General features: G+C 54.8%; 10 protein-coding genes, 1 tRNA gene and 1 pseudogene. 5 read left to right on the forward strand and 7 right to left on the reverse strand.

Annotated features, from left to right (window positions below; genetic code table 11):
* Positions 1–178: 178 nt before the first annotated feature.
* Complete coding sequence (rpsA, locus tag MHK00_RS06070; RefSeq protein WP_005323279.1) at positions 179–1,639, reverse strand: 30S ribosomal protein S1; 1,461 nt, start codon at positions 1,637–1,639, stop codon at positions 179–181.
* Positions 1,640–1,889: 250 nt separating this feature from the next.
* On the opposite strand from rpsA, the gene MHK00_RS06075 reads away from it, so the two are divergent.
* Together MHK00_RS06075 and MHK00_RS06080 are read left to right on the forward strand one after the other, a co-directional pair.
* Complete coding sequence (locus tag MHK00_RS06075) at positions 1,890–2,621, forward strand: class I SAM-dependent methyltransferase (protein ID WP_250410847.1); 732 nt, start codon at positions 1,890–1,892, stop codon at positions 2,619–2,621.
* A 9-nt stretch (positions 2,622–2,630) separates the two neighbouring features.
* Positions 2,631–3,101 (forward strand): RDD family protein, encoded by a 471-nt coding sequence (locus tag MHK00_RS06080; protein ID WP_250410848.1) that lies wholly within the window; start codon positions 2,631–2,633, stop codon positions 3,099–3,101.
* Positions 3,102–3,498: 397 nt separating this feature from the next.
* Here MHK00_RS06080 and MHK00_RS06085 read toward each other — a convergent pair whose 3' ends face one another.
* Both MHK00_RS06085 and polA read right to left on the reverse strand, forming a co-directional pair.
* The gene (locus MHK00_RS06085) at positions 3,499–4,380 is read right to left on the reverse strand and encodes a DNA glycosylase AlkZ-like family protein (protein WP_250410849.1); all 882 of its coding nucleotides are present in this window, start codon (positions 4,378–4,380) and stop codon (positions 3,499–3,501) included.
* 61 nt (positions 4,381–4,441) lie between these two features.
* Positions 4,442–7,090 carry a DNA polymerase I gene (gene polA / locus MHK00_RS06090; RefSeq protein WP_250410850.1) on the reverse strand — a complete coding sequence of 883 codons (2,649 nt, stop codon included), beginning with the start codon at positions 7,088–7,090 and terminating at the stop codon, positions 4,442–4,444.
* 149 nt (positions 7,091–7,239) lie between these two features.
* Here polA and MHK00_RS06095 point away from each other — a divergent pair.
* Positions 7,240–7,313 (forward strand) — tRNA-Leu (locus tag MHK00_RS06095).
* Between the two features lie 118 nt (positions 7,314–7,431).
* Here MHK00_RS06095 and MHK00_RS06100 read toward each other — a convergent pair.
* From MHK00_RS06100 to MHK00_RS06115, 4 genes and pseudogenes are all read right to left on the reverse strand, one after another.
* The gene (locus tag MHK00_RS06100; protein WP_436232071.1) at positions 7,432–7,845 is read right to left on the reverse strand and encodes a tyrosine-type recombinase/integrase; all 414 of its coding nucleotides are present in this window, start codon (positions 7,843–7,845) and stop codon (positions 7,432–7,434) included.
* Positions 7,846–8,006: 161 nt separating this feature from the next.
* Positions 8,007–8,648: pseudogene (locus MHK00_RS11940) on the reverse strand (replication initiation protein); the annotation flags it as partial.
* A gap of 309 nt (positions 8,649–8,957) precedes the next feature.
* Positions 8,958–9,224 carry a hypothetical protein gene (locus MHK00_RS06110; protein ID WP_150851485.1) on the reverse strand — a complete coding sequence of 89 codons (267 nt, stop codon included), beginning with the start codon at positions 9,222–9,224 and terminating at the stop codon, positions 8,958–8,960.
* Positions 9,221–9,811: an AAA family ATPase gene (locus MHK00_RS06115; RefSeq protein ID WP_250410853.1), complete on the reverse strand. Its 591-nt coding sequence runs from the start codon at positions 9,809–9,811 to the stop codon at positions 9,221–9,223. The genes MHK00_RS06110 and MHK00_RS06115 overlap by 4 nt, the downstream gene beginning before the upstream one ends.
* A 422-nt stretch (positions 9,812–10,233) precedes the next feature.
* Here MHK00_RS06115 and MHK00_RS06120 point away from each other — a divergent pair, with 422 nt between their 5' ends.
* Entirely contained in the window at positions 10,234–10,767 is a 534-nt protein-coding gene (locus MHK00_RS06120; protein ID WP_150851487.1) for a hypothetical protein, read from the forward strand.
* A 448-nt stretch (positions 10,768–11,215) separates the two neighbouring features.
* Positions 11,216–12,406, forward strand: coding sequence for an IS110 family RNA-guided transposase (locus MHK00_RS06125; protein WP_250410896.1), 1,191 nt, complete (start codon positions 11,216–11,218; stop codon positions 12,404–12,406).
* The last annotated feature ends 582 nt before the right edge of the window (positions 12,407–12,988 follow it).

The following is a 12,988-nucleotide window of genomic DNA, read 5'->3' on the forward strand; positions in this document are numbered from 1 at the left end:
TTTTTCCACTTGTCACTGCTTGTCCGCTGGTCAACCATCTAAAGGCAACGATCATCCCGGCAAACGATTGCACAAACTGTCTAAAAGATCACAAAAGCCGCGCCCACCCCATCTAGGTGATGAAGTGGGCGCGGCCGTGAGCCAAGCCCTAAGGCCTAGCGGAAACTAAGCGGAAGCTTTAGTTGCCAGCGAGCTTGTCGCGCAGTGCAGCGAGCTGCTCGTCGGAAGCCAGGGAGCCGCCAACCTCTGCCTGAGTCTCGGATGCCGGAGCTGCATCGGAGGAATCAGAGGAGTAGTTGGAGGACTCTGTAGACTCAGCAGCCTCAGCGGCTGCGGCGCGGTTGCGCTCGATCTGAGCGGTGTGCAGGTTGAAGCGACGCTCGGACTCTGCGTAGCGTGCCTCCCAAGCCTGACGCTGCTCGTCGAAGCCTTCCTTCCACTCGTTGGTCTCAGGGTCGAAGCCCTCAGGGAAGACGTAGTTGCCCTGCTCGTCGTAGGAGTCAGCCATGCCGTACTTGGACGGATCGAACTCTTCGGTGTAGTCCTCGTCCGCCTGCTTAACGGACAGGGAGATACGACGACGCTCGAGATCGATGTCGATGACCTTGACCATAACCTCCTGGCCAACGGTGACAACCTGGTCCGGAACCTCGACGTGGCGCTGAGCCAGCTCGGAGATGTGAACCAGGCCCTCGATGCCCTCCTCGACGCGAACGAAGGCGCCGAACGGAACGAGCTTGGTGACCTTGCCCGGAACGATCTGGCCCACAGCGTGGGTGCGGGCGAATACGCGCCACGGATCTTCCTGGGTAGCCTTCAGGGACAGGGAAACGCGCTCGCGGTCCAGATCGACGTCCAGAACCTCAACGGTTACCTCGTCACCAACGGTAACAACCTCAGATGGGTGGTCGATGTGCTTCCAGGACAGCTCAGAAACGTGAACCAGGCCGTCGACACCGCCGAGATCGACGAAGGCGCCGAAGTTGACGATGGAGGAAACAACGCCCTTGCGGACCTGGCCCTTCTGCAGCTGGTGCAGGAACTCGGAGCGAACCTCGGACTGGGTCTGCTCGAGGTATGCACGGCGGGAGAGGACAACGTTGTTGCGCTGCTTGTCCAGCTCGATGATCTTTGCTTCCAGCTCCTGGCCGATGTACGGCTCCAGGTCACGGACGCGACGCATCTCAACGAGGGATGCAGGCAGGAAGCCACGCAGGCCGATATCCAGGATGAGGCCGCCCTTGACAACCTCGATAACGGTACCGGTAACAGGCTCTTCCTTGGCCTGCAGCTCCTCGATGGCGCCCCATGCGCGCTCGTACTGCGCACGCTTCTTGGAAAGGATCAGGCGACCTTCCTTGTCCTCCTTGGTGAGAACAAGTGCGTCAACCTCATCGCCGACCTCAACAACCTCGTCCGGGTTGACGTCGTGCTTGATGGACAGCTCGCGGGAAGGGATAACACCTTCGGTCTTGTATCCGATATCCAGCAGTACCTCGTCGTGGTCAACCTTGACGACGGTACCCTCGACAATGTCACCATCGTTGAAGTACTTGATGGTGGCGTCTACAGCTGCGAGGAAGTCCTCTGCGGTTCCGATATCGTTAATCGCAACCTGCGGGGTGTTAGAAGATGGCATATTGAAAAATGCTCCGAATAAATGTAGGAAATCGAAATTGGACAACTGCGCGTCTCTCGAAAAAAGCTTGCTAAGCTGCGCAAATGCAGCTAAAAAGAGAAATAATCGATCCCGCCTCGTGATTGCTTAAAGCCTTCCTACAGGGGCTTAGAACAACCCGTGGCATAGACACGCCCGTTCAACACTACATCTGTCCAGCTAAAAGGGCAAATACGCAGACCAACTATTTCGCAAAGGAATTTCTTCCACCGTGACTTCCCCCTCGCACGCAAACCAGGCCTACTGGGATAGCGACGCCGCCCACTACCACACCGAGCACCCCGACTACCTATCTTCCTTTTACTGGTGCCCAGAAATGCTGCACGAAGACCAAGCACACTTGCTAGGCGACGTCTCGGCTTCCTCCGTCCTCGAAATTGGCTGCGGTTCCGCACCGTGTACCCAATGGCTCCAGACACGCACGCACTTCGCCACCGGTTTCGATATTTCCCGCGGCATGCTCAACCACGCTGCACCCGGACTCCCCTTAGCCCAGGCCGATGCACTGTCACTCCCCTACGCCACGGGCTCTTTCGACGTAGCCTTCTCGGCGTTCGGCGCCTTCCCTTTTCTTGCCAACCTTGACTTAGCCCTAAGTGAAGTCTCGCGTGTCCTCAAACCTGGCGGTAGGTTCGTCCTTTCTGCCAACCACCCCATGCACTGGATATTCCCTGATGATCCCACCGATCTGACGGCCGATATCAGCTATTTCGATCGCGCTTATCTGGAGCAAGACCGCGAGGGCAACCTCACCTATGCGGAGTTCCACCGCACTATCGCCGACTGGTTTCAGGCATTACAGGGCGAAGGCCCGTTCCTAATCGAGGACATCATCGAGCCCGAATGGCCAAGGGAGCTCACCACTACGTGGGGCCAATGGTCGCCGGAGCGCGGCGAAATCTTCCCCGGCACGATTATTTTCGTCTGCCGGAATTGCCGCTAACCTATGGGCATGTTTCTGGATCGAATTGGCCTACTCCTACGCCGCGGCCTCGCATGGTGGATCGACGCCTTCCTGGCAGCGGCCGTTATCGTTGTGGTGCGCTGGGCAATCAATGCACTTGCCGACGCCCCCTTAACCGGCCAAGCCCTGGAAATTTACAACGCTGTGGCCCTCGCCCTAGTCTTCTACGCCTACCGCGTATGGGCCGAGGCCACGAAGACAACTTCGCTAGGAAAATGGTCACTCAAGCTGGAGATCATTGGCACCCAGCCCGGCGTGCGCGCGGCCTGCCTGCGCAATTCCTGGCTGTTACTTTCTATACTCACACTGACGGGAGTGCCGTTTATTGTGCCGTTGCCACTCGGCGTCCTAAGCGTGAGTGTCCTCGCCTTCGGCCAAACACCGTTCGACATGCTGGCCAATTGCCTAGTCGAGCGCCGATCTCAGATAGACACGCCTTCTTTTCGCGGCACCAAGTAATACAGGAGCGCAAGGACTACCAGGACAGCGAACATCCACGAAGATGGGAAGAGGAATGCTAGTGCCGTAGCTACCACCATCACCGCTACGGCCGTTAACCTCCTAACCTTAGGGTTAGGTGCCAAACGGGCGTTAGCCATGGCACCCCCAAAATACGCCACCGCAATAATTCCGTACCCGATTACACTTACCCTATATTCTGCAAGATACCGTTCGAGCCCGAAGTCAGCAATATCGGTGGCTGGAAAGATTACTTGAATGGCCCACAGGCTTTCAAAGACGCGGAGGGTCCACCTATTCGTCTTCTCTTCTAACGCCACGGCTCGGCAATTCCCTTCTTAGCTTTTCGACTTACACTCATAACTTTTTCCGCACAGAAAAGGCTACCTAAAAAAACTTAGTGCGCATCCCGCCACAACTTTTGAACTTTCCGCATTGCATAGCCGGGCATGCCCAAGTCTTCAATGGCTTGCTTATTCCACGTTCCGCGGACCTGTCCATCCACCACGATGGCGCGGCGAAATACTCCACGATTTCCCGGTACCAGTACTTCATGGACCTCGTTTGTCATCGCAAATAGACGGGCTTGATAACCCAAGATGTACTCGTCAAATGCTCCCAGCAGCAATACCGATTGCTTCTTTCGCGCTTCGGCCATTTCCACTATCTCAGCCGACACAAGGTCCTGGGAATCTTCGCCGCAGCGCACGATGTCCGGCGCGAGGTTTTCGGCTGCGGGCCGTATCAGTCTTTGTGGGAGCTTTGCCCACCAGGCAAAGTCCCGCAATGTTGCGGGACCGTGCGTTCGGAAGTACCGAGTCATCAGCTCCGCGGTCGCCGCGACTTTATCACCGTTGAAGGTCTCCTCTAGCCCCGGCAGATCCACCGGTGTGATGAGCTGATCGGCTCCTGAATAGACGGCGTGACCGCTTTCCATTGCTACACGCACAACATGCCAAAAGGGTACGTCGGGCAACGCTGTTGCAGCCCGCTCCTTGAGCTCGGCGCGCGAAAGCGGATTCTCAATGAGCTTGGTTACCCCTGCTCGCAGCTCGGTATCACCCTTGCGCCCCTTCGCGCAGAGTTCGGTTATCCAGCCTATGTCCTTGATAGAAGCCGCGAAAAGCGTATTGCGCATGGGATACCCACGCACAATGTTTCCAGCATCTGAATGGTCTTTCGCCCGCAAGGCCAGTGACCGGCGCACCGAATGCAAGTCTTGGCCTTGCATGACGCCGAAGGCGCGGGCTGTCTCCTCAGCGCTCTCCCACCGCCTCATGGTTAGGCCTTGCGAGGCGAGCCTCAAGCGCGCCTTTTCCCGGCGGGAGAATATAACCGAGCTAGTGGGCTGCGGCATCCCAATCCTTGCCTGCGCCGGCGGAGACCTCTAGCGGCACGTTGAGCTCGATGGCAGAGTCCATCTCTCGTTCGAGAATCTCTCGAACCGTGTCAGCCTCACCGGACGCCACCTCGACTACCAATTCATCGTGAACCTGTAGCAGCACGCGAGACTTCATTCCTTGCAGTGCGCGGTCCACACGAATCATCGCCACCTTAATGATGTCCGCGGCAGTGCCCTGAATCGGTGCATTAAGCGCTGCGCGCTCTGCGTTCTCGCGTGCTAGGCGGTTATCGGAGTTGAGCTCTGGCAAGTAGCGGCGACGGCCGAAGAGCGTTGCCGTGTAGCCATCCTTGCGGGCTTGGACCACGACTTCATCGAGGTACTTCTTCACGCCGCCAAAGCGCTCAAAGTAGCTTTCCATGATGGACTTTGCTTCCCCGGCCGGAATGCCCAATTGCTGGGATAGGCCGAAAGCGGAAAGTCCGTATACCAACCCATAAGACATGGCCTTAACCCGACGGCGCAGCTCGGGTGTCACTTGATCAACGGGAACGTCGAAGACTCGAGAGCCAACATAGTTGTGCAGGTCTTCGCCTTCCTTGTAGGCCTCGATGAGGCCCGGGTCAGCGGAGAGGTGCGCCATGACACGCATCTCAATCTGGGAGTAGTCCGCAGTCATGAGTTCATCGAAGCCATCGCCCACGATGAAGGCAGAACGAATCTGGCGGCCTGCTTCGGTGCGCACGGGGATGTTTTGCAGATTGGGTTCGGTGGATGACAATCGGCCGGTAGAGGCCACGGTTTGGTTAAACGTGGTGTGAATGCGGCCGTCAGGCTGCACGGTTTTGATGAGGCCCTCCAGGGTGGTCTTCATCTTCTGGTACTCGCGGTGTGCCAAGAGGTGATCGAGGAAAGGGTGAGGGTTTTTGGCCGCGAGCTGTTCAATCTCCTTGGCCGCGGTGGAGTAACCCGTCTTCGTCTTTTTGGTCTTGGGCAGCTCGAAGGTCTCAAAGAGCACGGTTTGCAGCTGCTTCGGCGAGTTGAGGTTGAGCTTGTCATCGCCGGCAAGCTCGCGGGCGGCGCGCTCTTGTTCGGCAACCTGCTCTACAAAGGCATCCTTTTGCGTTTCGAGAATGTCAACGTCAACGGCGATTCCGGTAGCCTCCATGCGCGCCAGGATGGTTACCAGCGGCAACTCGAGGTCGGTATAGAGCTCGAAGGAATCAATCTCCTGTAGCTCCGCAGTGAGCCGTTCTGCCAGCTCCATAATTGCCGCGGCTTGGTCAACCAGGGAGGAATCATCCAGGAGAGACAGCTGCTCCGTGGCGGCGCCGAGAGTCTTTTGGAGGTGGCGCTGGTAGACGTCGGCAAGCGCATAAGTGCGCTGACCTGGGCGAAGAAGGTAGGCGGCAAGGGCTGTGTCATGGGCAATGCCGGCCAGCTCTATCCCACGACCAGCAAGCATATGAAAGGCCGCCTTTGCCTCGTGGAAATACTTCGGCGCATCGGAGGCCAACCACTGGGCTAGGGCCTTATCGTCCTCAGCAGAAAGATCGCCCAGCTCCACTTGCAGGCCGTGGCGTTCCAGGTCCACGAAAGCAATCGCAGACGCATCGCCCTGTCCCGGGTTTCCCTCGCCTTGGACATACACCGCAACGTGCTCGCGGCCGGGCAGCCACTGGGACAGCGGCTCTTCATCGATGACCGTCTCTAGCTCTTGGACTTCCTCGGTCTGCTCTGCTGCCTCAGCACCATCATTGGGAATGGCGGCGAGTACGCGATCGCGCAGGTTGGTACCGAACTCCAGGTCGTCGAACTTGGCGGCAACGTCGGCGACCTTGGCTTCCTTAAAGGCCAAATCATCTGGACCGACTTCTAAGTCCATGTCCGTAATCATCTGGGTGAGCTTCCGGTTCATCTGCACCTGCTCGATGCGCTCGCGGAAGTTATTGCCCACCACGCCCTTAATTTCCTCGGCGTGCTCTACCAAGGATGCCAAGTCTCCATACTTGACAATCCACTTGGTGGCCGTCTTCTCGCCTACCTTTGGGATGCCCGGCAAATTATCGGAAGGGTCGCCGCGCAGGGCGGCAAAGTCTGGGTATTGCGCGGGGGTGAGACCGTACTTTTCCTCAACTGCAGAGGGGGTAAAGCGGTGGAGCGTGGATACGCCCTTCATGGGATAGAGCACCGTCGTGGACTCATTGACCAACTGGAGGTAGTCACGGTCGCCGGTGACGATGAGAGTCTCATAGTCCTGCGCCTCGGTTGCGAGAGTGGCCAGAATGTCATCGGCCTCGAAGTTCTCCCGAGAGAGGGTGGTAATTCCCAGTACCTCGAGCACCTCGCGAATGAGGTCTACCTGACCCTTAAATTCCTCCGGCGCGGCCTCGCGCTGGGCCTTATAGTCCGGGAACATCTCAGTGCGGAAGGTCTTGCGTCCCACGTCGAATGCCACCGCAATGGCGTCGGGGGCCTCTTCCGCCACGATATTAGAGAGCATCGATAAGAAGCCATACACGGCATTGGTGTGCTGACCTCCTGAGGTGGAGAAATTATCCACCGGCAGGGCATAGAAGGCGCGAAATGCCATGGAGTGGCCGTCAATGAGCAGAAGTCGAGGCTGATTAGTAGTCACCTGCCCCATCCTAGAGAACCAAGCCGACATCCGAACACCCCGGTGCAGATTTTGTGGATGACGTGCGCATTCCGCCGCTGCCCCTACCCAATTAGGAATTCGCCTAGTGCCTGCGCTACTATTTTCACAGTCAAAGGCAGTCCGCCTTTACACTGTGCGCCCCTGTAGCCCAATTGGCAGAGGCAACGGATTCAAAACCCGTCCAGTGTGAGTTCGAGTCTCACCAGGGGCACTTTTCGCAACAACCCTCTGACCGGGAACTTCCTGGTAGGGGTTGTTTTTTCGTGTTACGAAACTGCAGTCATTGCGATCATTACGATCACTAGATGTTGTCAATTGTTGTCACGGAATCAGGCCCATAGATCAGACATCTTCGCAGACACAGCCCCTAGGTCGTCGTCAAAGAGGTCAGCATAAGTATTTAGGGTCATGGCCGCGTCCTCGTGCCCCAGCTGCCTGCTCACCACCAAAACGGTGGCCCCAGCACTAATCAGGAGAGACGCCGCGGTGTGCCTCAAACCATGCGGGGTGATATGCGGGAACGTGGGGTCTTCGGCCTGTAGACGAGCCACGGCCTCCGTGAACCAACTGCCGGAGCTGGGCAAACGCATAGGGGTATTGGGATCGCCGGGGCTGTGGAATAGGTATTCTCCTGGTCCCACAGCTGCTACACGTGCCCTAAGATCGTCGGCCACCACATCAGAGAACGCCACAGTACGGGTTTTGCGTGTTTTTGGTGGCCCCACGACTATTTTTCCGCCCACAGTGGTGGCAGAGCGACGTACTACTATTCTGCGGGTAGAAAAACTAATGTCCCATCACGAAGCATTGGACTACGCCACCTCGCAGGAAGTAGAAATCGAGTACCATCTCACCCAACCCGTCAATACGGGGTAGTAAAAGAAACGGAACTAAACCCAGGACGCTTCATCACCCGGTTGTGCTGCCTGTACCAACGATAAGCCGTAGGAGCTTTGCCTGTGTAAAACGGGTTGCGACTAAAGCGGTGAGAAAAATGCGGATCGTGGTCTAAAAGCTCACCTAGTACGCGTGTGGTTGCTGCCAGCAACTTCATCTGCGCTGATTTACCACCCCGGTCAGCGTAGACGGGATCAATAAGCCAAATGAACTGAGCTTTCCCGTTAGTCGGGTTGATTCCCACCCAAGCCGGCCCGATGGTGTGCGAAATAAGTGAGCGCACCACACTACGTACATAAGGGTTTAAGTCTGCGGGGTCACCACCGGCTGTTCCTATCTGGTCAACGTCAACAACCAGGACGGCGGCATACTGCTTACTGGTAAGCATGACGTACTCGCACCGTCCTAAAGCCTCAGTGTCGAAGCGATACATGCGCGGCGAGTTCGTACCGTCAGCATTACGCATATAAGACTTGGAAAAATCCCGTCCAACAGACCCGTGGAGCACCTCGCGGCCTAAATGCGCGCGGAGCAAGTCGCGGTCACTGGCGGATGCTGGGGTGTTATCCAGCCCGCCACGATCTGGTTCGACACGGGTAGGTGTTTTAATGTGCGCGTTTTGCGCGTAAGCCTGTAGACTCATGGCCATGCTTTCTCCCAGAGATGAGCTGGGTGATAAGCGAAAGTCACTGGGTTGCCGCCCGGTGGCTTTCTTCGTTTTCACTGTCTCCCACCGACTCTAAATGACACCAGTGTCATTTAGTAGTCATGACACGCGAAAAATGTGCCTTTTACCTGCAGTTACGCATGGCTTTCCATGTGTAACTGTTTTCGTCTGCAGATCTACTTCCCCATTTTCTCGTGCGCATATTTACCGTCACTGCGGTGGGGATGACGCATGTGGAACTGCTGGGTTTACAGGAATACATCTTTACATAACCTGTATTCCTGTAAACCCTTATTTATTGTTGCGCACGTATTCTTCGAGGTAGTTGCTGACAATCTCGCGTATGGTCACTCCTTTTTGCGCGGCGATGACTTTGAGTTCTGAGTGAAGTTCTCGGTCAATTTCGACGGTCATCTTCTTGACGTAGTCGCGGCCGGTGGGTTGGTGGAATGCACCTCGTACTGTTTTCTTCTCCACTGCCGGGGTCGGCTTTGCGGTTTTCTTTGTCGAGGTTCGCGGGCCTTGCTGTGCTCTGGCGCGTTCTTTGCTGGTGCTCATTTCATCATCTCCATGAGTTCGTCTGCGACCTGTTCATAGCCGTGCATGTCTGGGCCTGGGCAGTAACCGAAGGCTAGGTGCATGTCCTCGCGTAGCGGTATTTCGGTTTTAAAGTGGGGCATTTGTTCTGCATCAAGCGCTTCTCGTGCAGCATCAAGGGCACTGGTACCTTTCCTGGCAAACGTCAGCAGGACTGCATGTGGTGTTCCGCTAACTGCGTCGCGCAGTTCCCACACGCGGGAAAGGTCAGCGGCAGCAGAACGGGTCGGAAGAATGATGAAGTCACTGACAGCGATTGCTGCTTCGATAGCGTTCTCGTCTCCTGGCGGTACATCGATGAACATGAACTCATCGTCTCCGACGAGTGCTGCTTGCCTATCAACGCGCTTGGGAATGGACAGCTCGACCTCAAACGGTAAAGGGTCGCCTCCGTCTTCCGCGCGTTCCGACCATTCCAGAGCTGAGCCCTGTCGGTCTAAGTCTGTGACTGTCACGGTCTTTCCTCGGTGGGCGAAAACCGTAGCGAGAAACATCGTTGTAGTGGTCTTGCCAACGCCACCCTTGACGTTAATGGCAGTAATGATCATGGCTTCTCCTAGATAAACAAATCCTTACATCTGTCACTTTACATATTTACAGCTATACACTTCTACATTTATACAGGTTAATCTACAGATTAGAAGCAGGGTACAAAAGAGCATCCTGAAGGCTAAATTTCCATAGTCTGGCCCGTCCAAATAAACAGGGATCTGACACTCGTCGAAAAATGGTCAGGATCGAACAGGTCATGCCAAAGGAGTTCAGAGAACATATCCTCAGTAAAGGATCTGTCAATAGCCCACAAGCGCCAAGCAAGCCAACAGCTAAAGGAGACCCTTTCCTAGGTAAACCTACTCAATCCCTGAGTTTTACACGATATTTCAGATAGAAAAATAGTAAATCTCTATGTAATATTTATGCTTGCAGGTACTAAACGCTTGCTTCACCACTCCAGCCCCCGAAAGAGAAGATGATGAAATTTAAAAAGCCCCTCTGGGGAGCATCTCTGGTTGTCCTCACCGCCTTTTCCGCAGTTCCTAATGCAGTTGCGTCTACCGAACCAACCGTTCGTGCCGCCGCTGATTCTGCTTCCGAATCAGTAACTGAGGAATCGATGCAGGAGCTAATTAGCTACGTTGATTCACTTCCTGAAGACGTGGTTAGGGAAAAGAACGACAGGGATCTTGCCTCCTATATCGCTAGCCATGCCCCGAAAGAGTACTTCCCTCCCGTCACCACCTATAATGCCTGGGAATGTGCAGGAGCCATCACCCTAATCATTGCCGGCACAATAGTTCCAATATCGAAAGCGGTTAAGATCGCTAAGCTTGTACGCGGATTGGGCGGCGCAAGCAAAGTCGGCAAAGCAATATCAGAGGCTGGTGGCATCAGGAAGATCGTGGCCACTAAGGGGGCCTCCATTAAGGCTGAGTCTATGAAAAATGGCTTACTCTCCCTAGCCGCAGAGCTAACGGGAATCGGCACTGCGCAAGAGAAGTGCTAAAAGTACTCCATGAAGAAAGCTTCAACATATATAAGTATTGCGCTTTGCATAATATGCATCGTGTTGGCGATAGCCCACGTTGGCTTCCCTACACTTTCCCTTGTTGTACTAGCTCTAGCATTTCTTACTAGTGTTATTGGAGATATTCCGAACAAGAGCAAGCGCTGAAGTAAGGGAATCTACTTCTTACTAGGTAGTAGTTTCCAAAGGTAAACATATGAACAACAAATAGCTCCTCGACTCCCCTTGAGGAGCTATTTTTCATTTCCTGAGTAACCCTTTAAATAGAATAACCTGTGGTTGCACACTGAAAGAATAGCCAAGTTCTAATAGAACATTGGATCTAGTTCAATCGCGTAAAAGTATGCCTTGAACAGGATTTCACTATTTTGGAGAATGGATTACCCTCGTTCTTTGTATTCTATCTCATCTTCCGCTTGCCTAATCCATCGGGCAAGCGTTGGCTGCGATATGTTTAGTCGCTTGCGTCTTAGATATCGACGGCACCCAGGTGCTATCTAAGCGCATCAACCAAAACGAAAAATCCCTGCGCGCACTGTTTTCAACGTTCAGCGCACACGACCACAAGGTCCTTGTCGTCGTGGACCAGCCAAATAACATTGGTCGACTAACTGTCGCGGTTGCTCAAGATCTCGGGATCGACGTGCGCTACCTTCCCGGTTTGGCCATGCGTCAACTCTCACGCATCCACGCTGGCAATGCCAAAACTGATATCCGGGACGCCTATATCATCGCCCACGCTGCAAAGAACCTTCCGGAATCCCTCCGCAGCGTCGACCGTGCCGAAGAAGCTTTCCTCCAATTGAAGGTCCTCAACGGTATCGACGAAGACTTAGCGCGCTCCTACACCAGGCTCATCAATCAGATTCGAAGTGCACTAGTGGGCTGCTACCCGCAATTTGAACAGGCCCTTCGCGGTCAGATAATCCACCGCAAGTGGGTTCTGCACCTACTTGCACGCTACGGCGGGCCGACCAAGATAAAGCGCCTCGGAAAAGCCAAAGCAGCTGCCTTTGCTCGACGCTATAAGGCACGCAATCCTGAACCTGTCCTTGATGCCATATTCGCTGCCATCTCTGAGCAAACAGTCGCCATTGCTGGTGCACACTATGCCGAAATGGGCGTAGCAATGTCAGCGAAGGACGCACTCTTAAAGCTCGAGCACCGCAAACAAATCGAGCAAGAAGTCATCGAGCTCATCAACGACATCCCCCACACTCAAATCCTGCTATCCATGCCAGGAATCGGACCAAAGACGGCAGCACAAATTCTCATGGCTGCGGGCGACATGTCCGACTTTCCGACAGCTGGGCACCTGGCCTCTTACGCTGGTTTATCGCCCCGAACGAATCAGTCCGGAACCTCGATCATGTCGAACTCACTGAACCGAGCCGGCAATAAAAAATTAAAGAACGCCCTATGGCAATCATCTTTTGCATCGATCAGATTCCACGAGCGTTCCCGGCAATTCTATGAACGAAAGCGCCGTGAAGGCAAGAGACATAACGCCGCAGTAGTAGCACTAGCCCGCAGACGACTCAACGTCCTCTACGCCATGATGCGCAACCACGAGCACTACCACGATCCCACACCATCACAGGAAGACCTAGCCGCCTAGACACTAAGAGTAAAGATAGCCGACCGGGTAAAATCCCAGTCGGCTAGCAGCCATGCCCGAAAACAACACGGCCAAACAACCCCGGCTGGAAAATTAACCCCGGCTAATCCACCCGCGAGGTTGACAAACTATATAGGAACACCCCCACACCTTCCTCAGCAGAAGCAGAGACTGCACACGAGGAAGAACCCAAGCAACCCCCACAGCAAGGATTCTTCGGACGCCTTCGCGGCCTATTTTCCTAGCCAGTGTCGAATGATCTCCTGGGCGTGACGCAACGACTCCCCATCCGAATTACCCGACCGGGATGCAGCATCCATTGCGTCAAAAACTCATCCGTCCCAGACTCCATATCGTTAGCCATGCGACCTACACCTTCATCTACAAATGTGTCCGCATATGTTGTGTTAGAGCACGATGGTTGTCTAACTCCGCTCCTGAAAAATAGGCATTTACTAGGAACAAGAAGTTTAAATTCTATCTACTGCAGACTAATACGGTCTGCAATATGCTGATGCTGAGTACGCAGTACTCTCTTTCTTTTCATCTGGCACACATTAGACAGGAAATGAGGACTCTATG

Source organism: Corynebacterium tuberculostearicum, assembly GCF_022347385.1.
GTDB classification, from domain to species: Bacteria; Actinomycetota; Actinomycetes; order Mycobacteriales; family Mycobacteriaceae; genus Corynebacterium; species Corynebacterium tuberculostearicum_M.